The sequence below is a fragment of the Burkholderia sp. AU6039 genome (assembly GCF_002223365.1).
In the GTDB taxonomy this organism is placed as follows: domain Bacteria; phylum Pseudomonadota; class Gammaproteobacteria; order Burkholderiales; family Burkholderiaceae; genus Burkholderia.
In genome coordinates this window covers 2,774,279-2,798,092 of record NZ_NKFK01000005.1, presented here as the reverse complement: position 1 = coordinate 2,798,092, position 23,814 = coordinate 2,774,279, and the positions used below count along the sequence as shown (strand labels likewise).

The 23,814-nt window shown below is 67.7% G+C and carries 20 protein-coding genes; 9 read left to right on the top strand and 11 right to left on the bottom strand.

Features of this window, described 5'->3' with window-relative positions; translation table 11 throughout:
- Complete coding sequence (locus CFB39_RS30245; RefSeq protein ID WP_006488502.1) at positions 1-210, top strand: CbtB-domain containing protein; 210 nt, start codon at positions 1-3, stop codon at positions 208-210.
- A 13-nt stretch (positions 211-223) separates the two neighbouring features.
- Positions 224-946 (top strand): CbtA family protein, encoded by a 723-nt coding sequence (locus CFB39_RS30240; protein WP_089433229.1) that lies wholly within the window; start codon positions 224-226, stop codon positions 944-946.
- Positions 947-966: 20 nt separating this feature from the next.
- On the opposite strand, the gene CFB39_RS30235 is transcribed toward CFB39_RS30240, so the two are convergent.
- A complete protein-coding gene (locus CFB39_RS30235) occupies positions 967-1,875 on the bottom strand; it encodes a LysR family transcriptional regulator (RefSeq protein ID WP_089475581.1) in 909 nt (302 codons plus the stop codon).
- A gap of 128 nt (positions 1,876-2,003) precedes the next feature.
- Between CFB39_RS30235 and metE the strand changes: the two genes are divergently transcribed.
- Positions 2,004-4,298, top strand: coding sequence for a 5-methyltetrahydropteroyltriglutamate--homocysteine S-methyltransferase (gene metE / locus CFB39_RS30230; RefSeq protein ID WP_089475580.1), 2,295 nt, complete (start codon positions 2,004-2,006; stop codon positions 4,296-4,298).
- Positions 4,299-4,404: 106 nt separating this feature from the next.
- On the opposite strand, the gene CFB39_RS30225 is transcribed toward metE, so the two are convergent.
- The 3 genes from CFB39_RS30225 to speB form a co-directional block, all read right to left on the bottom strand.
- Positions 4,405-5,907 carry a cytosine permease gene (locus CFB39_RS30225; RefSeq protein WP_089475579.1) on the bottom strand — a complete coding sequence of 501 codons (1,503 nt, stop codon included), beginning with the start codon at positions 5,905-5,907 and terminating at the stop codon, positions 4,405-4,407.
- Between the two features lie 172 nt (positions 5,908-6,079).
- A complete protein-coding gene (locus CFB39_RS30220) occupies positions 6,080-7,405 on the bottom strand; it encodes an MFS transporter (RefSeq protein WP_089475578.1) in 1,326 nt (441 codons plus the stop codon).
- Positions 7,406-7,459: 54 nt separating this feature from the next.
- Positions 7,460-8,416, bottom strand: a complete 957-nt coding sequence (speB, locus tag CFB39_RS30215) for an agmatinase (RefSeq protein ID WP_011353980.1) — start codon at positions 8,414-8,416, stop codon at positions 7,460-7,462.
- Between the two features lie 140 nt (positions 8,417-8,556).
- Here speB and CFB39_RS30210 point away from each other — a divergent pair, with 140 nt between their 5' ends.
- Entirely contained in the window at positions 8,557-9,468 is a 912-nt protein-coding gene (locus tag CFB39_RS30210) for a LysR family transcriptional regulator (protein WP_043181461.1), read from the top strand.
- Between the two features lie 127 nt (positions 9,469-9,595).
- Here CFB39_RS30210 and CFB39_RS30205 read toward each other — a convergent pair whose 3' ends face one another.
- Complete coding sequence (locus tag CFB39_RS30205; RefSeq protein WP_046549763.1) at positions 9,596-10,060, bottom strand: Lrp/AsnC family transcriptional regulator; 465 nt, start codon at positions 10,058-10,060, stop codon at positions 9,596-9,598.
- 134 nt (positions 10,061-10,194) lie between these two features.
- On the opposite strand from CFB39_RS30205, the gene CFB39_RS30200 reads away from it, so the two are divergent.
- From CFB39_RS30200 to CFB39_RS30190, 3 genes are all read left to right on the top strand, one after another.
- The gene (locus CFB39_RS30200; protein WP_089475577.1) at positions 10,195-10,821 is read left to right on the top strand and encodes a LysE family translocator; all 627 of its coding nucleotides are present in this window, start codon (positions 10,195-10,197) and stop codon (positions 10,819-10,821) included.
- A 248-nt stretch (positions 10,822-11,069) separates the two neighbouring features.
- Positions 11,070-12,686 (top strand): protease pro-enzyme activation domain-containing protein, encoded by a 1,617-nt coding sequence (locus tag CFB39_RS30195; protein ID WP_089475576.1) that lies wholly within the window; start codon positions 11,070-11,072, stop codon positions 12,684-12,686.
- A 75-nt stretch (positions 12,687-12,761) separates the two neighbouring features.
- Positions 12,762-14,438, top strand: coding sequence for a S10 family peptidase (locus CFB39_RS30190; RefSeq protein ID WP_089475575.1), 1,677 nt, complete (start codon positions 12,762-12,764; stop codon positions 14,436-14,438).
- Positions 14,439-14,513: 75 nt separating this feature from the next.
- On the opposite strand, the gene nadE is transcribed toward CFB39_RS30190, so the two are convergent.
- From nadE to CFB39_RS30175, 3 genes are all read right to left on the bottom strand, one after another.
- Entirely contained in the window at positions 14,514-15,362 is an 849-nt protein-coding gene (nadE, locus tag CFB39_RS30185; protein ID WP_089475574.1) for an ammonia-dependent NAD(+) synthetase, read from the bottom strand.
- Between the two features lie 242 nt (positions 15,363-15,604).
- On the bottom strand, positions 15,605-16,474 hold the full coding sequence (locus CFB39_RS30180) for a DMT family transporter (protein WP_089475573.1): 870 nt from the start codon (positions 16,472-16,474) through the stop codon (positions 15,605-15,607).
- Positions 16,475-16,651: 177 nt separating this feature from the next.
- Positions 16,652-16,837, bottom strand: coding sequence for a hypothetical protein (locus CFB39_RS30175; protein WP_006480515.1), 186 nt, complete (start codon positions 16,835-16,837; stop codon positions 16,652-16,654).
- A 208-nt stretch (positions 16,838-17,045) separates the two neighbouring features.
- On the opposite strand from CFB39_RS30175, the gene CFB39_RS30170 reads away from it, so the two are divergent.
- Positions 17,046-17,804, top strand: a complete 759-nt coding sequence (locus CFB39_RS30170; RefSeq protein WP_039339705.1) for a DeoR/GlpR family DNA-binding transcription regulator — start codon at positions 17,046-17,048, stop codon at positions 17,802-17,804.
- A gap of 105 nt (positions 17,805-17,909) precedes the next feature.
- A complete protein-coding gene (locus CFB39_RS30165; RefSeq protein ID WP_089475572.1) occupies positions 17,910-19,703 on the top strand; it encodes a phospholipase D-like domain-containing protein in 1,794 nt (597 codons plus the stop codon).
- A 75-nt stretch (positions 19,704-19,778) separates the two neighbouring features.
- Here the strand turns inward: CFB39_RS30165 and CFB39_RS30160 are convergent, their stop codons facing one another.
- From CFB39_RS30160 to CFB39_RS30150, 3 genes are all read right to left on the bottom strand, one after another.
- Entirely contained in the window at positions 19,779-20,453 is a 675-nt protein-coding gene (locus CFB39_RS30160) for a TetR family transcriptional regulator (protein ID WP_089426695.1), read from the bottom strand.
- A 116-nt stretch (positions 20,454-20,569) separates the two neighbouring features.
- Positions 20,570-21,838 (bottom strand): FAD-binding oxidoreductase, encoded by a 1,269-nt coding sequence (locus CFB39_RS30155; RefSeq protein ID WP_089475571.1) that lies wholly within the window; start codon positions 21,836-21,838, stop codon positions 20,570-20,572.
- 146 nt (positions 21,839-21,984) lie between these two features.
- Positions 21,985-23,565 (bottom strand): amino acid permease, encoded by a 1,581-nt coding sequence (locus CFB39_RS30150; protein ID WP_089426697.1) that lies wholly within the window; start codon positions 23,563-23,565, stop codon positions 21,985-21,987.
- Positions 23,566-23,814 lie beyond the last annotated feature (249 nt).

The window sequence follows — 23,814 nt, the reverse complement described above, 5'->3', positions numbered from 1 at the left end:
ATGAGCGAAGCAGTGCTGAAGCCGGCGGTCGTGCCGGCACCCATCCCCGTCCGTGAACTGTTGCCGTGGGCCGTGTTCGTCGGCCTGATCCTGTTGCTCGCACTGTATTTCGTCGGTGCGGAACAAGGCGCGACGTCGCTGGTGCCGGGCATGTATGTCCACGAGTTCGTCCACGACGGCCGCCATCTGCTCGGCTTCCCCTGCCACTGACGCGGAGTTCACGATGGTCGGAAAGCTGCTCATGCGCGGGATGCTCGCAGGCATCGCCGCAGGCCTCCTCACGTTCGGTTTCGCCAAAATCGTCGGCGAACCGCAAGTCGATCAGGCAATCTCCTTCGAGGAAAAAACCGAAGCCGCCCGAGGCGAAGCACCGGAACCCGAACTGGTCAGCCGCCACACGCAAGCCGGCCTCGGTCTGCTGACGGGCGTCGTGACCTACGGCGCGGCATTCGGCGGGCTGTTCTCGCTCGTCTTTGCGTATGCGTATGGCCGAGGCAGCCGTCTCCCGGCACGGCCGCTGGCTGCGTGGCTTGCGCTGGCGTCGTTCGTCGCGCTCGTGATCGTGCCGAACCTCAAGTACCCGGCCAATCCGCCGTCGGTTGGCGACCCCGACACGATCGGCTATCGCACGGGGTTGTTCTTCCTGATGATCGCGATCTCGGTCGCGACGATGGTGTTCTCGGTCAGCGTGCGCCGCCATCTGCTGGCGAAGCTCGGGCAGTGGAACGCGTCGATCGTCGCCGGGCTCGTGTTCGTTGCGATCATCGCGGCCGTGCAGATCGGGCTGCCGTCGGTCAGCGAGTTGCCGGCCGATTTCCCGGCGGCGTTGCTGTGGAAGTTCCGCGTGGCGGCCATCGGCATGCAGGTGATCATGTGGACGACGATCGGCCTGCTGTTCGGCGCATGGGTCGAGCGCGGCGAACGCATCGGCATGCGCGCCGCCTGACACATTCCTCTCGGGCGCGCCTAGCGCAGCATGCGCGGCGCGCTCCACGTCGATTCGCGCGCCAGCGCGACGAACGCGGCCAGATAGTCGATCGATGCATCTGCTTCGCGAATGCCGAGGAAGATCTGCTTCGCGATCCCCTTCTTGCCCAGCTTGACCGGCACGACCGGCATCCGGTCCGCGTATTCGTCGGCAAGCCATCTCGGCAGCGCGGCCACGCCGCGCCCGCTCGCCACCATCTGCAGCATGATGTCGGTCGTCTCGATCGACTTGTGTCGCCTCGGCACGATGCCGGCCGGCGTCAGGAACTGGTTGTAGATGTCGAGCCGGTCGGTTTCGACCGGGTAGGTGATCAGGATCTCGTCGGTCAGCTGCTCGGGCGTCACATAGTCGGCGTTCGCGAACCGGTGTGAATCGGCGACCACCAGCACCTGCTCGTAATCGAACACAGGGTCGAAGCGCAGGCCCGGCTTGTTCAGCGGATCGGGCGTCACGAGCACGTCGATGTCATAGCCGAACAGCGCGCCGATGCCGCCGAACTGGAAGCGCTGCTTCACGTCCACGTCGACGTCGGGCCAGCGCGACAGGTAGGGCGACACGACCTTCAGCAGCCACTGGTAGCACGGGTGGCACTCCATCCCGATACGCAGCGTGCCGCGCTCGCCCTTCGCGTACTGCTTCATCCGCTCCTCGGCGAGCTCGAACTGCGGCAGCAGCCGGTGCGCCAGCTTCAGCAGATACTGCCCGCCCTGCGTGAGCCGCAGGCCGCGACCCTCCCGATCCCAGATCGGCGTGCCGAGCTGCTGCTCGATTTTCCGGACGGTGTGGCTGAGCGCCGATTGCGTGAGGTGCAGCACATGGGCGGCCGCGGTCAGCGAGCCCTGGCGCTCGACCTCACGAATGACGACGAGATGGAATCGTTCCAGCATGGATATCGCTCGCGCGACAAATACATGAGTAGTTTTAATGGATGAATGAAATAATGCCATTTTATTTCATGATTTGAAATCCCTATCATGGCTCCCGGACATTCAATTTCTCTTCTGGACGGCAGCCCATGGTCACGACACACAACCTCGGTTTTCCGCGCATCGGCGCGAAGCGCGAACTCAAGTTCGGTCTCGAACGCTACTGGAAAGGCGAATCGTCGCGCGACGAGCTGAAGGCGCTTGGCGCCGAGCTGCGCCAGCGTCACTGGAACGACCAGCGCGCCCTGGACCTGGCGCCGATCGGCGACTTCGCGTTCTACGATCAGGTGCTGGACATGAGCTTCACGCTCGGCAACCTGCCGAAGCGCGTGCAGGGTTTCCACGGCGACGTGCTCGACAACTATTTCCGTGTCGCGCGCGGCCGTTCGGCGCAGTCGGCACAAGCGCATGCCGCGTGCTGCGGCGGGGTCGCGGCCGGTGAAATGACGAAGTGGTTCGACACGAACTACCACTACATCGTGCCGGAATTCCACGCGGACACGAACTTCTCGCTCGACCCGTCGCGCCTGCTCCAGCAACTGGCGGAAGCGCAGGCGCAGGGCGTGGCCGCGAAGCCGGTGATCCTCGGCCCCGTCACGTATCTGTGGCTCGGCAAGGCGAAGGACGATTCCGACCGCCTCGCACTGCTGCCGAAGCTGCTGCCGGTGTACGGCGCGCTGCTCGACACGCTGACCGCGCAGGGCGTCGAATGGGTGCAGATCGACGAGCCGATCCTCGTCACCGAACTCGACGCCGAGTGGCAACAAGCGTTCAGGACCGCATACGCCGCGCTCGAAACGCGTCGCATCAAGGTGCTGCTCGCGACGTACTTCGGCCAACTGCAGGGCAATCTGGCGCTCGCGAGCTCGCTGTCGGTCGACGGCCTGCATGTCGATGCGATCAACGCACGTGACGAAGTCGACGCGCTGGCGCGTGACCTGCCGGCCGGGCGTGTGTTGTCGGTGGGCGCGATCAACGGCCGCAACATCTGGAAGACCGACCTGAACGCGACGCTCGACTGGCTCGAGCCGCTCGCGAAGCAACTGGGCGATCGCCTGTGGCTCGCACCGTCGTGCTCGCTGCTGCACGTGCCGGTCGATCTCGCGAGCGAGGAGAAGCTCGATGCGGAAATCCGTTCATGGCTCGCGTTCGCGCTGCAGAAGCTCGACGAGCTGAAGGTCCTCGCGACCGCACTGAACGAAGGCCGCGACAAGGTGGCCGAGGCGCTGGCCGCGAACGCCGCCGCGATTCATTCGCGCCGCCAGTCGCCGCGCGTGAACAACCCGGCGGTGAAGGCTGCAATCGCCCGGATCGACGCGCAGCTCGGCAACCGCGTGAGCCCCTATCCGCAGCGCGCGCCGAAGCAGTCGGCACGCCTGAACCTGCCGGCGTTCCCGACGACGACGATCGGCTCGTTCCCGCAGACCGGCGAAATCCGTCAGGCCCGCAGCCAGTTCAAGGCCGGCGCGCTGGATGAAGCCGGTTACCGCGCGGCGATGCAGGCCGAGATCGAACGCAGCGTGCGCGAACAGGAATCGCTCGAACTCGACGTGCTCGTGCACGGCGAAGCCGAGCGCAACGACATGGTCGAGTACTTCGGCGAGCAGCTCGACGGCTACGCGTTCAGCCGGTTCGGCTGGGTGCAGTCGTACGGTTCGCGCTGCGTGAAGCCGCCGATCCTGTTCGGCGACATCAGCCGCCCGAAGGCGATGACGGTCGAATGGATCACGTACGCGCAGTCGCTGACGAACAAGCCGATGAAGGGCATGCTGACCGGCCCCGTGACGATCCTGAACTGGTCGTTCGTCCGTGACGACCAGCCGCGCTCGGTGTCGTGCTACCAGCTCGCACTGGCGATCCGTGAAGAAGTGCTCGATCTCGAGAAGGCCGGCGTGCGCGTGATCCAGATCGACGAGGCCGCGCTGCGCGAAGGGCTGCCGCTGCGCCGCGCGCAGTGGGGCGAGTACCTGAAGTGGGCGGTCGAATCGTTCCGCATCACCGCGAACGGCGTGCGGGACGATACGCAGATCCACACGCACATGTGCTATTCGGAGTTCAACGACATCATCGCGTCGATCGCCGACATGGATGCGGACGTGATCACGATCGAGACGTCGCGCTCGGACATGGAGCTGCTCGACGCGTTCGACACCTTCAAGTATCCGAACGAAATCGGGCCGGGCGTGTACGACATTCATTCGCCGAACATCCCGACGCAGGAGCACATCGTCGGCCTGATGAAGAAGGCGGCCGAGCGGATTCCGGCGGAACGCCTGTGGGTGAACCCGGACTGCGGCCTGAAGACGCGCCAGTGGGCGGAGGTGATTCCGGCGCTGACGAACATGGTCGCCGCCGCGAAGACGCTGCGCAACGCGGTGCAATAACGCGCGCAGGTTGCGTGCCGGCCGCCGCGCTCGATGGTCGGGCGGGGCGGCCGGCGGCGTGATTCATGCCGTGACGGGCGGGCCCGGTGTCACGGGCAGTGCGGGATCATGCGCGTTCGTGTTCGAGGGGGCCCGCGAGCGTCTCGGGTGATGGCGTCTCGGCAATGATCCGGCGTTCGCGTGCGAGGTCGAGCGACCGCGACAGCAGCCAGTACGCCGCACCCGCGACGACCAGACCGACGAGCCACGCGATATCCACGCCGCCGAGCATGCGAGCGAACGGCCCGACGAAAATCTCGCGGTTTGCTTCGGCGTCGAAGATATAGAAGAACGGCACCATCGCCGCGAAGCCGACGAGGTAGGCGACGATGCCGCGCGGTTGCCACGCGCCGTAGAGCCCGTTCGGCATGAAGAAGTGCGCGATCGCATAGTGACCGCGGCGCACGAAGAAATAGTCGACGAGATTCACGGCGGTCCACGGCACGAGGAAGTAGAGCATCAGCGTGAGGAACGTCTGCAGCAGCGCGATGCCGTTGCCGCGGATCGCGAATACGCAGGCCAGCACGAACGTGCTGATCGCGATGATCGATGCGACGCGCGCGCGACGCGTCGGCCGGATCGGCACGATCGAATCGGCGGCGGTCAGTACGGTCAGCATCGCGCTGTACGCGTTGAGCGCGATGATCGGCAGGAAGCCGACCAGCGAGACGATCGCGATCAGCTTGCCGAGGCCCGGCACGAGTGACGTGCCGACGTCGTTCATCGCGACCAGCGCATCGGCCGCATGCAGCTTCTGCGCGAGCCACGCGCCGAGGCCGATCATCCAGGTGCCCGACAGCGACGCGCCGGCGAAGATCACGGCGATCAGCTTCGCGCGGCGCGTGTTTTTCGGCAGATAGCGCGAATAGTCCGACACATACGGGGCATACGAAATGTTGTAGCTCGCGGCGATCGCGAATTGCGTGGCGAACGCGATCCAGTTGAAGCCTGGCGCGGCAACCGGCGCAACGGTGGTGGGTGCCGGCGTCACATGGCCGAACGCGAGCGTGAGTGTCACGAGCGCATAGAGCGGCAGTGTCGCGATCAGCGCCCACGTGAAAGTCCGATGCATCAGGTCATGACCGTAAATGGCGAGCAGCGCGCCCGTCGTCACGGCGGCGACGGCGACGAAGCCGCCATCGATGCCGAATACGTTGTGCACGCCGTCGACCATCAACGACACGTTGACGACGTTGAAGCCGACGAACACGAACAACGTCGCGAGCAGCGCGACGATCACGCCGCGATAGCCGAACTGCGCGCGCGACTGGATCATCTGCGGCAGCCCCATCTCGGGCCCCTGCGAGCCGTGAAACGCCATGAAGATCGTGCCGAACATGATCCCGAGCGCGCCTGCAAGCGTCGTCCAGCCGGCGGACAGGCCCATGCCGGGACCGACGAAGCCGATCGAGATCGTGAAGAAATGGAAATTGCCGAGGAACCAGAACGGGCCCTGGCTGGCGAGCTTCGCGTGGCGCTCGTGTTCGGGAATGTAGTCGATCGAGTGGTGCTCGATCGCAAGGCGGGCCGATTCGGTGCGACCGAGATCGAGGGTGTCGGGGCGGGTCATGACGACTTGTCTCCTGGGTCGTGCGCGGTTCGGCGGGGCGACCGCGTGCGCCCGCCTGCCGCGACGTCCGCGTGGCAAGCGATGAATAGCGTGGAACCGGGAGGCGGTGCGACGCACCGCCGGGGCGTGCAACGAAAAACGGGCAGGCGAGGGGCCTGCCCGTTGCGAGCGATTACGCGGTGCGTGCGCCGCGCGGCAGCGGCGTTTCCTTCCGGTTCGCCGCGCCCGCATCGTCGATGCTCACGCGGCGCGAGATCAGCCACACGCACAGCGACGACAGGATCGCGGCGCTCGTGTACTGGAGCGCAAGCGGCCACCATTGCGGCGCGGTGTTCTGCGCGATGATGGTCGCGACGAGCGGCGTGAGGCCGCCGGCGAGCGCGCCGCACACCTGGTACGCGATCGAGATCGCCGTGTAGCGGATGCGTGCGACGAAGATGCCGCTGACGAAGCCCGCGACCACCGAGTAGTAGCCGGATTCCGCGAGCGTCGCGAGGCCGACGCCGACCGTGATCGACAGCGGCGTGCCCAGGTGCACGAGCGGCAGCATGACGAACGGGACGATCGCGGCCCATGCGCCGGTGATCAGCAGCACGCGCGTGGTGCCGAAGCGCTGCGCGAGGAACGCGGCCGCGAGCTGCACGACGAACTGCAGCACGGCGACAATCGTCATGCAATGCAGCACCATCGACCGGTCGAGCGACAGGAATTGCGTCGCATAGCTGATCATGAAGATGTTGCTGAAATACACGCCGGCGATGCCGTACACGTTCGCACCGATCGCGAGCAGCAGCAGCGGCCAGTACTTGAGCGCCTCGCGCAGCGGTTTTTGCGCGATGTTGCCGCTCTTCTTGACTTCCTCGAACTCGGGAGACTCCGACACGCTCGCGCGGATCACGAAGCCGACGATCAGCAGTACGGAGCTTGCCAGGAACGGCACGCGCCAGCCCCAGCTCATCATGTCTTCCTTCGACAGCGTGCTGATCGCGCCGAACGCGAGCATCGACAGGATCAGGCCGCTCGCGCTGCCGAGCTGCGCGAACGACGCGAAGAACGTGCGCTTGCCTTCCGGCGCATGCTCGCCGGCGAGCAGCACCGCGCCGCCCCATTCGCCGCCGACCGCGATGCCTTGCAGCACGCGCATCAGCACGAGCAGGATCGGGGCGATCACCCCGGCTTGCGCATGGGTCGGCAGCAGGCCGATCGCAACCGTCGACACGGCCATCAGCATCAGCGTCGCGAGCAGCGAGCGCTTGCGGCCGAAGCGGTCGCCGAGGTAGCCGAACATCACGCCGCCGAGCGGGCGCGCGAAGAAGCCGACCGCGAACGAGCCGAACGACGCGAGCAGGCTGATGAAGCGGTTTTCGCCGGGAAAGAACAGCGGCCCGAACACGATGGCGGCGGCGGTCGCGTAGCTATAGAAGTCGTACCACTCGATCGTGGTGCCGACGAACGACGCGAGCGCCGCCCGCTTGGGTTGCTTGACGGAAGTCCCCATCTTTATGTGTGCTCCTCTGAATCCTCTGATTTGGAATAGGTGGCGGCGCGGGGATCAGTCGCGGTACGCGACGCCCGGCAGCACGCACAGCAGCTCGTACGCGAGGTTCGCGCCGAGCAGCGCCGTGGTGCCGAACGGGTCGTACGGCGGCGCGACTTCGACGAGATCGCAGCCGACGATGTTCAGCCCCTTCGCGCCGCGGATGATCTCGAGCGCCTGCGGCACCGTGAGGCCCGCGATTTCCGGCGTGCCGGTGCCCGGCGCGTAGGCCGGGTCGATGCCGTCGATGTCGAAGCTGATGTAGACGGGCGTGTCGCCGACGCGCGCGCGCACTTCTTCCATCAGCGGCGCGAGCGACTTGTTCCAGCATTCCTCGGCCTGCACGACGCGGAAGCCCTGCTCGCGGCACCAGTCGAAATCCTCGGCGGCGTAGCCGGTGCCGCGCAGGCCGATCTGCGTGACCTTGTCGCCGTGCAGCAGGCCTTCCTCGACCGCGCGGCGGAACGGCGTGCCGTGCGCGATCTTTTCGCCCATCATCGTGTCGTTTACGTCGGCGTGTGCATCGACGTGGATCAATGCAACCTTGCCGTGCTTGCGGTGGATCGCGCGCAGGATCGGCAGCGCGATCGTATGGTCGCCGCCGAGCGTGATCGGCTTGCAGTCGTGCTCGAGGATCGCGTCGTACGCCGCTTCGATGCGCGCGATGGAATCGTGCAGGTTGTACGGATTGATCGCGACGTCGCCGATGTCGGCGATCTGCAGCGAATCGAACGGTGCGGCGCGCGTGGCCATGTTGTACGGGCGCAGCAGCACGGATTCGGTACGGATCTGGCGCGGGCCGAAGCGCGCGCCGGTGCGGTTGGAGGTGCCGAGATCGAACGGCACGCCGACGAAACAGGCGTCGAGGCCTTCGGCGCTCGCCACGTGCGGCAGGCGCATCATCGTCGCGATGCCGCCGCAGCGCGGCATTTCATTGCCGCCGAGCGGCTGGAAATGGGTGTGGTCGTTCATGGGGCTGTCTCTTCCGATGTGGGGTTGCCGTATCATGCGACGCGGCTTGACGCACAGTTTTACGCGCTCGGCCCGCAAAGAAGAATGCGAAGATATCGACGTAAACATCGATTTTCATCGATGTATGGAAGGGGATGAACGTGCTGGGGAATCTGTCGACCCTCGATCTGCGGTTGATCCGCGTGTTTCTCGCGGTCACGGACGCGGGCGGCGTCTCGGCCGCGCAGGCGGTGCTGAACGTCGGGCAGTCGACGATCAGCGCGCAGCTTTCGTCGCTCGAGACGCGGCTCGGCTACCGGCTCTGCGAGCGCGGCCGCAGCGGTTTCCGGCTCACGCCGAAGGGCGAGCGGTTTCATGCGATGAGCCGCAAGCTGCTCGCCGCGCTCGACGAATTCGGGATGGCCGCGCGGCACATGGACCGCCAGCTGGTCGGCACGCTGCATATCGGCTTGATCGGCCATACGCCGGTGAGCCAGAACGCGCGGATCGCCGAGGCGATCGCCGCGTTCCGCACCCGCGACGAGGCCGTGCGTTTCTCGATTTCCGTGCGCGCGCCGGGCGATCTCGAGGAGAAGCTGCTGAGCGACGAGATCCAGATCGCGGTCGGCTACTTCTGGCACCGGGTGCCGTCGCTGCACTACACGCCGCTGTTCATCGAGCGCCAGGTCGCGTACTGCGGGCGCGGCCATCCGCTGTTCGACGGCGCCGGCGCGCTGACGCCGGCCGACGTCGCGGGCTTCGAATGGGCGTGGCGCTCGTATCCGCTGCCCGAAGCGCAGATGTCGACGACGCCCGACCGCGTGACCGCGACCGCCGACAACATGGAGGCCGTCGCGCTGCTGATCCTGTCCGGCCACCACCTCGGCTACCTGCCGCAGCACTTCGCGGCGCCGTACGTCGCGCAGGGGCTGCTCACGCCGCTCAATCCGGAGCAACTGCGCTACGACGTGACGTTCCACATGGTCGTCGCGCGCAACGGGCGCGGCAATCCGCTCGTGGAAGCGTTTCTCGAGGATCTCGAACGCGCGCACCAGCCGCCCGACATCGCATAGGCTGCCGGCCTCAACAATGTGAACGAGTGTTGCGGCGGTGCAGCCCGACGCGGCCCACATCGATCGGCGTCGACGTGACGGACCGGGCGGACGGGATCGGCTTGTGCGTGGCGGCCACCCGCCGGCATCACGGTACCGGCAGCCCCGCGTCGTGCTTGACCTCGCGCAGCGACAGTGCCGATTCGATCGACGTCACGCCCGGCAGCATCCGCAGCGATTCGCGCAGGAACGTGCCGTAGTCGTCGAGGTCACGCGCCACGACCTGCAGCAGATAGTCGGCCGTGCCCGCCACGTTGTGGCACGCCAGGATCCGCTCGATGCCAAGGACTTCCCGCTCGAAGCGGTCGGCGGTCTTGCGATCGTGCGTCGCGAACCGCACGAGCACGAATGCGACGACGCCGAAACCGAGCGCCTGGCGTGACAACTGCGCGCGGTAGCGCTCGATATAGCCGTCGTTTTCGAGGCGCTTCAGGCGCCGCGCGCAGGGCGTCTCGGAAAGACCCACGGAATCGGCGAGGCGCGCGATCGGCAGGCGGCCGTCGCGCTGCACCGCGGCAAGGATGGCGCGGTCGGTTTTGTCGAGTTCGGTCATGTTGGCGGAATCCTTTTATGGGTTGCATGATTGTGGCGGATTCCCCTACGGATCGCCAATCCTGAACCAAAGATGGCCAATAATCCCTCGCCCTCTGGCGGCAACATATCGTCGTAAGAGGACAGGGGCAGACCATGATTTCCACGCATTTGCTGTTGATTTATCTCGCCGCGCTGGCGGCCATTTACGCGGTGCCGGGGCCGGACATGGCGCTGGTGCTGCAGACCAGCATCGGCCGCGGCGTGCGGCCGGGGATGGCGGCGGCGGCCGGCCTGTCGCTCGCGCGCACCGCGCACGTGACGCTGTCCGCCTGCGGCGTCGCCGCGCTGATTCGCAGCGCGCCGTGGCTGTACGAAGTGATCCGCTACGGCGGCGCGCTCTATCTCGCCTATGTCGCGATCCAGGTGTTCCGCTCGCCCGTGTTCGCGCTCGGCGACGGCGATGCGGCGGCCTCGGCGGGCGAGCTGCGCCAGTCGTTCGTGAAGGGCCTGCTCACCAACCTGCTGAACCCGAAGGCGCTGCTGTTCTGCTCGGTGCTGCTGCCGCAGTTCGTGCGTCCCGAGACCGGGCCGGTCGTGTTGCAGATGTTCGAGCTGGGCGCACTGCTGGTGGCGGCCGGCGTGTGCTTCGACCTCGCGTGCGTGTTCGGCGCGTCGCGGATCGCCGCGTGGATGCGCGCGCATCCGCTCGCGCAGACCGTGCAGCGCTGGACGTTTTCTGCTGCACTGATCGGCTTCGCGCTGCGTCTGTCGATGGACTGAGTGCCGATGCGGCGTCTCGCCGGCGCAGGTCGCGCGGCGCGTCGCCGCACCGGATGAGGGCCGTGTGCAACGCCGGCCCGCGCGTGCGCCCCGTCGCAGAAGGGCGTGCGCGCAAATCGTCTGACTGTTCTAAACTCCCTGTTACTTCGCGCTGCGCGAACCCGACCGACCGAACGGAACCGTCTCCCGCCGGCCCTGTCCGATTTCCTGGCTGTTCCGTGCAACGCGGTACCAAGGAGGGTCTGAACATGGCAAGGCATCTTCACGCCGACCGTGAACCCCGAATCGTCGCCGAGTCCAAGTGCCTCGGCCCGTGCGATCCGGCAGAACGCATCCACGTCACGATCATGTTGCGGCGGCAGGAAGAAGGGCAACTCGATACGCTGCTTCATCAGCTCGCCACCGGCGACGCGCAAGCGAAACCGGTGTCGCGCGCCACCTTCGCGCAACGCTTTTCCGCCAATCCCGACGATATTCGCAAGGCCGAGGACTTCGCGCATCGTCATCAGCTGACGGTCGATCGTGTCGATCCCGTTGAAAGCGTCGTCGTGCTGTCCGGCACGATCCAGCAGTTCGAAGCCGCGTTCAGCGTCAAGCTCGAGCGCTTCGAGCATCGGTCGATCGGCCAGTATCGCGGCCGCTCCGGCCCGATCGCGCTGCCCGACGATCTTGGCGATGCCGTCACGGCCGTGCTCGGCCTCGACAGCCGTCCGCAGGCGCGGCCGCACTTCCGGCTGCGACCGCCGTTCAAGCCCGCGCGCGGCGGCGCGGCGGGCGTCACGTTCACCCCGATCCAGCTGGCCTCGCTGTACGGCTTCCCGGCCGGCGACGGCGCCGGGCAATGCATCGCGATCATCGAGCTCGGCGGCGGCTACCGCGCGGCCGACATCCAGCAGTATTTCCGCGGGCTCGGCATCACGACGCCGCCGACGCTCGTCGACGTGAACGTCGGCACCGGCCGCAACACGCCGACCGGCGACCCGAGCGGCCCGGACGGCGAAGTCGCGCTCGACATCGAGATCGCCGGCGCGATCGCGCCGGCCGCGAAGATCGCCGTCTACTTCGCGCCGAACAGCGACGCGGGCTTCATCCAGGCCGTCAACGCGGCCGTCAACGACACGACCAACAAGCCGTCGGTGATCTCGATCAGTTGGGGCGGCCCGGAAGCGATCTGGCAGGCGCAGTCCGCGCAGGCGTTCAACCGCGTGCTGCAGGCGGCCGCCGCGCAGGGCATCACGGTGTGCGCGGCATCGGGCGACAGCGGTTCGGGCGACGGGCTGCAGGACGGCGCCGATCATGTCGACTTCCCCGCATCGAGCCCGTACGTGCTCGGCTGCGGCGGCACGCAACTCGACGCGCTGCCCGGGCAGGGCATCCGCAGCGAGGTCACGTGGAACGACGAGGCGGCCGGCGGCGCGGGCGGGGGTGGCGTCAGCACGCTGTTCGACCTGCCGGCGTGGCAGCAGGGGCTGAAGCTCACGCGCGCCGACGGCAGCAGCACGCCGCTCGCGAAACGCGGCGTGCCGGATGTGGCCGGCGACGCGTCGCCGCAGACGGGCTACGAAGTGTCGATCGCGGGCACGGCCACGGTGATGGGCGGCACGAGCGCGGTCGCGCCGCTGTGGGCCGCGTTGATTGCGCGGATCAATGCGGCGGCGAGTGCGGCGGCGAGTGCGGCGGCGGGCGGTGCGACTGCCGGCTGGATCAATCCGGTGCTTTACAAGAATCCGGGTGCGCTGCGCGACATCACGCAGGGATCGAACGGTACGTACGCGGCCGCGCAGGGCTGGGATGCGTGTACGGGCCTCGGCAGCCCGAACGGCGCGCAACTCGCCGCGATCCTGACGCGCAAGCCGTCGAGCTGACGGCCGCGTTACACGTCTTTCCGTATGGCGCGGGCTTCCTGTCCGCGCCTTTTTCTCACCTCCAGGAGCAGCACGATGGGCATCGATTCCGCATCTTCCGGCGGCGTGTATCCGCTGCATCACGGCGACCACAACTCGCATGGCGTGCCGCCGACCATCAACCCGGTCGCGCTGAGCCACGGTCGCGACCAGCCGTTCTTCGATCCGGTCGCGTACGGCAATGGTCCCGACGACTCGGTGACCGACACGACCGAGGCAGCCGCGATCACGCATCACACGATCCTGATCGACGGGAAGCGCATCGCGTACACGGCGACGGCCGGCCACCTCGTGACGGTCGACCCGAGCAGTTCGCAGCCGGCCGCGAAGCTCTTCTACGTCGCGTTCACGGCCGACGGCGCGAAGGAAGAAACGCGGCCCGTGACGTTCTTCTATAACGGCGGGCCGGGCTCGTCGTCGGTGTTCGTGCTGCTGGGCTCGTTCGCGCCGAAGCGCATCAAGACGTCGATGCCGGGCTTCACGCCGCCCGCGCCGTACCAGATGGAAGACAACCCGGACAGCATGATCGACCACAGCGACCTGGTGTTCATCAACCCGGTCGGCACCGGCTATTCGGCAGCGGTTGCGCCGAACAAGAATCGCAACTTCTGGGGCGTCGACCAGGATGCGGATTCGCTGAAGCAGTTCATCAAGCGCTACCTGACGAAGAACAACCGCTGGAATTCGCCGAAATACCTGTTCGGCGAATCGTACGGCACCGCGCGCAGCTGCGTGCTCGCGTACAAGCTGCACGAGGACGGCGTCGACCTGAACGGCATCACGCTGCAGTCGTCGATCCTCGACTACCGGCAGGCCGGCAACCCGGTCGGCGCGCTGCCGACCGCCGCGGCCGATGCGTGGTATCACAAGAAACTCGGCGTCACGCCGGCGCCCGCCGATCTCGGCGCGTTCGTCGAGGAAGTCGCGCAGTTCGCGCGCACCGACTATCTGACCGCATTGCGCAACGTGCCGCATGCCGACCCCGCCGCCGTGAAGAAGCTGTCGCAATACACGGGCATCGACACGGCGACGCTGCAGACGTGGGGGCTCGACATTGCGGGTTACAACGCGCGCGGCAATTCACTGTTCCTGACGACGTTGCTGCAGGCACAGGGGCTGGCGCTCGGTTCGTACGACGGCCGCGTGACCGGGATCTCGTCGGGCATCGCCGGCAAGATCGACCCGAACTCCGGCGGCAACGATCCGACGATGACGGCCGTGACGGGCGTCTATACGGCGATGTGGAACAGTTACCTGAACGAGCAGTTGAAGTTCACGTCGAGTTCCGCGTTCACCGACCTGAACGACCAGGCGTTCCAGAACTGGGATTTCCATCACACCGACCCGACCGGCGCGCAGCAGGGCATCGACGCGCAGGGGAACGTGATCCTCTACACGGCCGGCGATCTCGCGGCGGTGATGGCGTTGAACGTCGACCTGAAGGTGCTGTCGGCGAACGGCCTCTACGATTTCGTCACGCCGTTCTACCAGACCGTGATCGACCTGCAGCAGATGCCGCTCGAGGATCAGAAGGTGCGGCAGAACCTGTCCGCGCGTTTCTATCCGTCGGGGCACATGGTGTATCTCGACGGCGGCTCGCGCACCGCGCTCAAGCGCGATCTCGCGGCGATGTACGACGCGACGGTCAGCGATACGGGTGCGCGGCTGCGGATTCGTGCGCTGCAGGCGACGAAGACCGGCGGGCACGCGTAACGGTGCCCGTCGGCAGGACGCCGCGCGCAGCCGTGACGGTGCGCGCGGCGTTGTTTTTTGGCGTGGGCGGCCGGCTTACGCGGCCGGCCAGTCGAACATCGTGTACGGCAGCGCGCGCTTGTGGCGCGACGCGTCGTAGAAGCGCAGCACGGTTTCGTACACGTGGTCGGCGACGGGCTTGCCTTCGAGGAAATCGTCGATCTCGTCGTAGGTGACGCCGTACGCGTGCTCGTCGGGGCGCAGCGGGCGCAGTTCCTCGAGGTCGGCCGTCGGCACCTTCATCACGATCAGTTCGTCGCCGCCGAGCGCACGGGCCACCGCGCGCACGCGACGCTTGTTCAGCCCCGCGAGCGGCAGGATGTCCGCGCCGCCGTCACCGAACTTCGTGAAGAAACCCATCAGCGACTCGGCCGCGTGATCGGTGCCGATCACGATGCCGCGCCGCGCGCCGGCCACCGCGTACTGCGCGATCATGCGCTCGCGCGCCTTGACGTTGCCGTGCACGAAGTCCTGCTGGGCCGGCGTCTCGAACGCATGGCCGGACGCGACCAGCGCGGCGAGCATCGCGTCGGCGGCCGGCTTCACGTTGACGGTCAATTCTTCGTCCGCACGGACGAACGAGAGCGCGCGCTGTGCATCGGCTTCGTCGTTCTGCACGCCGTTCGGCAAGCGCATCGCGATGAAGCGGGCATCGTAGCCGCCGGCGCGCAGCTTTTCGACCGACAGCTGGGCGAGCCGGCCGGCCGTCGACGAATCGACGCCGCCGCTGATGCCGAGCACGTAGGTCCGCAGGCCGGTTGAACGCAGGTATTGCGCGAGGAACTCGACGCGGCGGGCGATTTCGGCCTCGGCGTCGAAGTGCGGGGCGACGTTCAGTTCGGCAATGATCGCGCGTTGGCGGCTGGCGTAATCGGCGGATGTCATGAAAGGAGTTCCGGAACGAAATCAAGGCGCCCATCATAAGCGCAATCGCGGCGCGGCGCCGCGCCGGGCGTGCGATCCGGCGATTTCGCGTTGCATCGGCGAGACGGGCCGCGTCGTCGTGGTGCACGGTGCGCCGGGCGGGTGCGACGATGCCGCGTAACTGGCGTTCGAGCGGCCGGTATGCGATGCGCGTGGCGGCTGGTGTGGGCGCGGTTGCATGTGCTCCCACACGGTCGGCCGCGTCAGCGCCGCGCGAGCACGACGCCCACCAGCGCGAGCGCGAAGCCGGCGAGCTGGATCGCCGCGAGCGTTTCGCCGAACAGCCAGTAGCCCTGCAGCGCGGCCAGCGGCGGCGCGAGGAACAGCAGCGACGTCGCGCGTGCGGCGTTGCCGCGCCGCAGCATCCACATCAGCATCGTGACCGCGCCGCCGGACAGGAACACGACGCCCCACACGAGCGACACCCACAGCGCCGGCGCGCCGATCCAGCGCGTCTCGTGCAGCAGCACGACGAAGATGGCCGCGACGATCGCCGCACCGAAGTTCTGGATGGCCACCGCCGTGCGCAGGTCGCTTTGCGCGAGCTTGCCTTTCTGGTACAGCGAGCCGGCGGTGATCGACCCGACCGCGAGCACCGAGACGGCGACGACGAGCCACGCCGGCGTGGCGCCCGGCGGCGGCGCGACGCCGCCCGTGACCTTCGGCGCCAGCACGAGCGCGACGCCGGCGAGGCCGAGCGCCATCCCGAGCCAGCCGCGCGCCGGCAGGCGCTCGTTGAACAGCGGGACGGCGAGCACGGCGGTGGCGAGCGGCTGCAATGCGCCGAGCAGCGCCATGACGCCGGCGTTCAGCCCTTGCGCGACGGCCCAGTAGCTCGCGCCGAGATAGACGCCCTGCAGCAGCGCGCCCGCGATCAGGTGGCGCGGCCATTCGCGCCGGGCCGGCCACGGCGCGCGCGAGACGAGCGCGACCGCGCCGAACAGCGCGGCGGTGCCCGCGAAGCGCGCGAGCAGGAACAGGTTGGGATCGGCGTAGGGCTTGATTGCCCGCGCAACGATGAAGCCGGTGGACCAGAGGGCGACGAAAGCGGCGGCGACGAGCGAGGTCAGCATGCGTGGCGGGCCGCGACGCGGCCGGACAGAATCGTGAAGTCGGCCAGTATCGGGGGAAGCGATGCGGGCGTCTTGTCGAATCCTGCACTCAAGCCGCGTGCCGCGCAGGCGGCCGCCGGTGCCGGGAGAAGGCGGGCGCCCCGGGACGCGGAGCGGGCGAGCGTGACGCCGCGGAGATCAGTCGATCGAGAACGTGTCGAGCGGCTGGTTGGCGCGTGCGTCGGTCGCGAAGCGCGCGGCGAGCTGTTCGTAGAGCCGGCGGGCCTCGTCGAGCGTCAGGTCGATCCAGTACGGATCGCCGGCCGCGTCATTGAGACGTTCGGGCGGAAACTGGATTTCGATCACACTGCCTTTGCGATACATGGCGCGAGCCCCTTTGCTTGGTCGGTCGTTCGGCGAAGCGCAAAGTGTAGCAACCGGCGCCGCGCCGATTCGCGCGCGTCAGGCAATACAGAATTTCGCTTTCGGGAAACGCGGCCCGGCGGGTTTCCCGCCGCAGTCAAATGCCGGTCAAACGGCCGTAATACAATGGTCGGCTTACCCATAACCAGTCGCCTCGGGCGCACACGCGATGCTGGCGGAACAACGTCATCAATTCATCCTGTCGGAACTCGGACGGTCGGGCGCATTGTCGGTCGCGGAACTCGTCCGCTCGCTCGACGTGTCGCGCGAGACCGTGCGGCGCGACCTGAACGCACTGGCCGCACGCGGCCTGCTCGTGATGACGCACGGCGGCGCGCTGGCCGCGGATCGCCGCGAGCCGAGCCTGTCCGAACGCGAAGCCGCGAACGCCGAGGCGAAGCGCACGATCGGGCGGCGCGCGGCCGAGTTCGTGCCCGATGATGCGTCGGTGCTGATCGACTCGGGCAGTACGCCGCATGCGGTCGCGCTCGCGCTCGCCGACCGGCACCGGCTGTCGATCTACACGAACGACTGGCGTACCGCGTTCGTGCTCGCGCGGCGCAACGGCAACCGCGTGACGCTGCTCGGCGGCGAGCTGTCCGACGACGAGGACGCCACCTTCGGGCTCGACACGATCCAGCAGCTTGCGCAGTACCACGTTGATTTCGCGTTCGTCGGCGCCGGCGGCATCACGCCCGACGGCGAATGCACCGACTACTCGCGGCTCGCGGCCGAGGTGCGCAGCCGGATGATCGCGGCGGCCGGCACCGCGATGATCGTCGCCGACCATTCGAAATTCGGCCGCGTGACGCCGGTGCGGATCAACGGCACGGCGGCGGCCCGCTATCTCGTGACCGAGCGCGCGCCCGACAAGGCCGTGCGCCGTGCACTGACCGCGCGCGGGATCGAGCTGCTCGTGTGCGACTGACGCGCGTCCGACATACAAGGTTCATCGAACCGTCATCCGCAGGGAAGAACTGCCGTCAAGACTGACCCATTCACCTCGACCGGCCGCCAGGCCAGGGAGCAACGAATGACCGTCAGCGTGCGCAGCTATCTTTCCCCCACTCTGGTCCTGCTGGCCTTCGACTGGCCCGATGCGGCGTCGCGATCCGATTTCCTCGGCTTCGCGATCCGGCGCACGCCGGGCTTCTGGTCGGCCGACGGCAAGACGCGCGCGCCGAACAGCTGGCTGCCGAACCGCCTGACGTTCGATGGCCCCGCCGCACACACGCAGGGCGATGCGCCGACCGACCAGGCGCCGATCCAGAAATTCATGTGGTGGGATGCACGCATCGATCCGCAGGATCGCGGCGCGGCGTTCCGCTACGACGTGTATCCGGTCGTCGGCACGCCGGCGAACCTGCAGGTGCTCGACGCGCAAGCCGGCGTGTGCGACGTGGTGCTGCCCGCGCACATCGAGGACGGCATCGGCACGTGGTTCAACCGCGCGGTGGTCAGCTCGCAGGCCTTCGCGAGGCAGGTGGCGGCGCTGGGCCTCGCGCCGAATGCGGCGCCGAGCGCCGCGCAGGCGCTGAAGCTGCGCACGTGGCTCGCGAACGACATGGAGCAGGTGTTCGCGGAGATGCTCGACCCCGCGTCGCGCGCGGCGTCGGCCGTCTATCACCTGACCGACACGCTGTGGGCGCTGCCCGCGTTCGAAGCGTTCGGGCGCCAGCACGGCGAAGCGTCGCTCGCGATCGTCTATGACGCGCACACGACGGCGCGCAAGGGCAAGCCGCCGCTGCCGTCGCCGAACCAGCCGGCCGTCGACGCGCTGCAAGGCCTCGCGACGCTCGCGCCGCGCGACAAGACGCACATCATGCACGACAAGTTCATCGTGACCGATGCGTCGTCGAATGCGGCGCCCTCACGCGTGCTGACCGGTTCCGCGAACTTCACGACCGAAGGGCTCACGGAGCAGGCGAACGTGCTGCATGCATTCGACTCGCCCGCGCTCGCCGCGCTGTACAACGATCGCGCGCATGCGCTGGCCGGGAATCCGTCGATCGCGGAGACGGCGAAGCTGTCGACGGGCTGGTCGGAACCGATGACGATCGGCAGCGCGCAGGTGCGGCTCGCGTTTTCGCCGGAGCCGGCGGGGCAGCGCACCGAGATCGACACGATCGTCGCCGCGATCGCGGCCGCGAAGCATTCGGTGTCGTTCTGCCTGTTCATGCCGACCGACGCGGCGCTGCGCGACGCGTGTTTCGCGGCCGGCGACCGCGGGCTGATGATGTTCGGGCTGGTGAACAAGATCAACGTCGGCAGCGCGACGAAGGCCGATGCCGGGCAGCAGGCCGGCCAGACGCTCGATGCCGCGACGCTCGCGAACCTCGAGCTATATCACCGCAGCCGCGACAACCACGACGTGATCGATGCCCAGTATTTCTCGCCGGCCACCGTGCCGCAGGGTTTCGAGCCGGAATTGCGGTTGTTCCCGGGGGAGCCGGCGCCGGCTTTTCCGCCCGTCGTGATCCATCACAAGTTCATCGTGATCGATGCGGAGGGCGCGAATCCGGTCGTCTATACGGGCTCGGCGAACATGAGCCGCAATTCCGAGCAGTACAACGACGAGAACCTGCTCGAGATCCGTGACCAGCGGATCGCGGCGATCTATCTCGCGGAATTCCTGCGGCTGTACGAGCACTACCGCGCGCGGGCACTGGCGATCAACGCGAAGCAGCACGGCACGGACGGGGGCACGGGCGCGCATGCGCGACTCGCGCTTGCACCCGATTCGAGCTGGGCGAAGAAGTATTACGTGGCGGGAAGCCCGGAGGCGAAGGCGCGGATCGCACTGGCGTCGACCGCGCCGACGGATTGACCCACGCGAGAAGGCCGGGCGCGGATGTCGCGCGCCCGGTGTCAGTCCGGCAGGGAAACCGGCTGCCGCCGCCGCTTACGCGGCGACGTAGCGCAGCACGGCGTCGGCGATCGTGTCGCGGTGCCGTGCGCGCAGGCGCGGCGCCGACGGATCGCGGCCGAATGCGGCGCCGAACGTGTAACGGTTCGACACGCGGTGGAAGCAGAACGAGCTGATCAGCAGGTGCAGGTCGAATGCGTCGATGTCCTTGCGGAACGCGCCGCTTGCCGCGCCGCGCTCGACCAGTTCCTCGAGCGTCTTGATGATGCTGACGTTGCGGTTCTTGAACGACTTGAGCTGTTCGAGATACTTCGCGCCGTGGATGTTCTCGATCGACACGAGGCGAACGAAGTCGCGATGCTTGTCGTGATAGTCGAACGTGAATTCGACGAGGCGGCGCATGCCCTCGCGCGGCTCCATGTCGCCGACGTGCAGCTCCTGCTCGAGCGCGCGGATGTCGCCGTACACCTTCTCCAGCACGGCCTCGTACAAGCCTTCCTTGCTTTCGAAGTAGTAGTAGAGCATTCGCTTCGTCGTGTTCGTGCGCTCGGCGATGGCGTCGACGCGCGCACCGGCGAGGCCCATCGCGGAGAATTCCTGCGTGGCGACGTCGAGGATGTTGCGCTTGGTTTGCTCGGGATCGTATTTGCGCCGCGCATCGGACGGAAGCGCGCGGGGGTCGGACGTGGCGGCCTTGCTTCCTGCTTTCATGTGGCTTTATTGTGGCTTCGGCGGCTTGGAAAAGCCATTCTAGCATGTGGGAAATTCCCGCCCGGCCGACCTTCCGCTCTAATCGGCAGGGCGGTTTCGGCCGCCGTGGCCGCCGCTCAGCGGCGGCAGGACGCGAGCGCGTCGCGGGCCTGGTACGCGGTGTACGTGAGCTGCGCGGCAGCGAGGCCCGCCAGCCCGAACGTGCGCGTGAGCCCGAACGCGTTGAAGCCTTCCGGCACCGGCCGGCCTTCGGCCAGCGTGGCCGCGAGCACTTCGCCGGCCACCGTGGTCGGCGCCATCCCGTGGCCGCCGAACGCGATCGCGTGCCACACGCCGTCCGCGTCGCGGCCGATCTGCGGCATCTTGTGCCGCGCATAGCTCATCAGTCCGCCCCACGCGTAGTCGACCTTCACGCCTTCCAGTTGCGGATACACGCGCAGCAGGTCGCGCCGCAGCAGGCGCGCGATCGCGTCGGGGCCGCGGTCGAGCACGGAGATCCGGCCGCCCCACAGGATGCGCGTGTCCTTCAGCGGGCGGTAATAGTCGAATGCGAAACGCGTGTCGTAGATCGCGTACGGTGCGTCGATCGCGTCCGGCAGGCGCGCGCCGAGCGGTTCGGTCGCGATCACGTAGGTCGCGATCGGCAGCACCGCGCGCTCGATGCGCGGCGACACGCCGCGCGCGTAGCCGCCACCGGCGAACACGACGTCCTTCGCGCGCACCGTGCCCTGCGCCGTGCGCACGACGTACCCGGCGCCTTCGCGCGCGATGCCGAGCGCGGCCGAGCGTTCGTACACCCGCGCACCGCCGCGCGACGCGGCCGCCGCGACACCGAGCACGTACTTGAGCGGATGGAAGTGGAAGGCGTTCGGCTCGAACAGGCCGCCGTAGTAGCGCTGCGTCTTCAGCCGCTTGCGCAGCGCGTCCGTCGAAACGGGTTCCCAGTCGACGCCGAGTTCGTCCTTCATCAGCGTGCGCACGCTGTCGAGCCGGGACGGATCGTCGAACCAGTTCGCGAGCATCACGCCCTGGTCGACGATGTCGCAGTCGATGCCGTAGCGCGCGATCCGCGCGCGGATCAGGTCGACCGCGTCGACGGTGAGCCGGTACAGCCGGCGCCCCTCGTCGCGGCCGAGCGTGCGCAGCAGGTCGGCGTTGTCGAGGCTGTAGCCGCCGAAGACGAAGCCACCGTTGCGACCCGATGCGCCGAAGCCGACGCGTTCGCTGTCGAGCACGACGACGTCATGCACGCCGCGCTCGACGAGGCCGAGCGCCGTGCACAGGCCGGCGAGGCCGCCGCCGACGATGCAGACCTGCGTGTCGATCGTGCCGGTCAGTTGCGGGTAGGGCTGGCGGGTAACGGTGGCTTCGTAGAAGTTCTGCATGCGATTTCGTTGACTCTTGACGGCGGAAAAACAGGCGGCGCGCGTCGATCTTGCCTGAACGTGCGCGCCGCGTCGAATGGGGGTTGTCTGGGCACCGGCCGCCGCGCCTGGGCGGCGGCCGGTGCGGTGCAGGCCGATCCGCGCGATCAGGCGCCCGGCGTCGGGTTGGCCGGACGGGCGCCGTAGCTCGCGTAGCCGGTTTCAGCTTGGCGGGCGGGCTCGGGCGTCGCGTTGCGTTCGATCCAGGGAGCGATCTCCATGTCTTCGTAGCGCACGAGACGGCATTTGCGCACGATCGCGTAGCCGAGCCAGATCGCGAGGAAGAACGGCAGGCCGATGTAGGTCGCGGCGACGCCGACCCAGTCGATCTTGTCGGAGAGGAACGCCTGGTAATCCTGGCCGAGCGCGATCACCGCGCACAGCGCGAACGCGAACAGCGGGCCGAACGGGAACCACTTCGACCGGTACGGCAACTGGTCGAGCCGGTAGCCCTGCTTCAGGAAGCCCTTGCGGAAGCGGTAGTGGCTGACCGCGATGCCGAGCCACGTGATGAAGCCGGCCATGCCCGACGTGTTCAGCAGCCACAGGTACACGGTCTTGTCGCCGTACAGCGACGTGAGGAAACACAAGGCGCCAACCGCCGTCGTCGCATACAGCGCGTTGCGCGGCACGCCGCCGCGCGACAGCTTCGCGAAGATCTTCGGCGCACGGCCTTCGACCGCGAGGTTGTAGAGCATCCGCGTCGATGCATACATGCCCGAGTTGCCGGCCGACAGCACGGCCGTCAGGATCACCGCGTTCATCACGCCGGCCGCGAACGCGAGGCCCGCGTGACGGAACACGAGCGTGAACGGGCTCACGCCGATGTCGGTCACGTCGCTCTTCAGCAGGCTCGGGTCGGTATAGGGAATCAGCACGCCGATCACGAAGATCGCCAGCACGTAGAACAGCAGGATGCGCCAGAAGATCTGGCTCACCGCACGCGGGATCGTCGTGCGCGGGTTTTCCGATTCGCCGGCCGCGACACCGATCATCTCGGTGCCCTGGAACGAGAAGCCCGCGATCATCGCGACGCCGAGCATCGTCGCCCAGCCGCCGGCGAATGGCGCGTCGCCGATCGTGAAGTTGCCCCAGCCCGCGCTCGGGCCACCCTGCATGATCCCGAAGATCATCAGCAGGCCGACGCCGACGAACGCGAGCACCGTCAGCACCTTGATCAGCGCGAACCAGTATTCGGCTTCGCCGAAGCCGCGCACCGACAGCGCGTTGAGCGCGAAGATCAGCGTGAGGAACAGCGCGCTCCACCAGACGCCCGGCACATGCGGGAACCAGTAGTTCATCACGAGCTGCCCGGCGACGAGCTCCACGGCCAATGTCACGGCCCAGCTGTACCAGTAGTTCCAGCCGAGCGCGAAGCCGAAGCCTTCGTCGACGAACTTCGCGCCGTAGGTCGCGAACGAGCCCGACACCGGCATGAACGCGGCCATCTCGCCGAGGCTCGTCATCAGGAAATAGACCATCAGGCCGATCACCATGTACGCGAGCATGGCGCCGCCGGGGCCGGCCTGCGAAATCGACGCGCCGGACGCGACGAACAGGCCCGTGCCGATCGAGCCGCCGATCGCGATCATCCGCAGATGGCGTGCCTGCAGCGCACGGTGGAGGGACGGCTTCGCGGGTGGCGAGCCGGAGGGGCGGGGCGAATCGGGGCGGGCATCTGAATGCATGGCGGGCGCTGGGCGCTGTCTCCGGGATTGTTTTTTCGGTGACGAAGCGCGACGCGTTGCCGGGCAGCGGTGATGCGGTGCTGAAACGGGCCGGGTGAGCGGGCCGCGATGCGTGTCGCCTTCGTCTGTCGTCCGGCGGCCGTGATGGCGGCCGGCGGCGCGCCGGGTGCGGTGCACCCCGACGTCGCAACGATTGTGTGTGCGCGGTGCACGGGCGGCAAACGATATTTCAGAACAGGGTGATGCGGC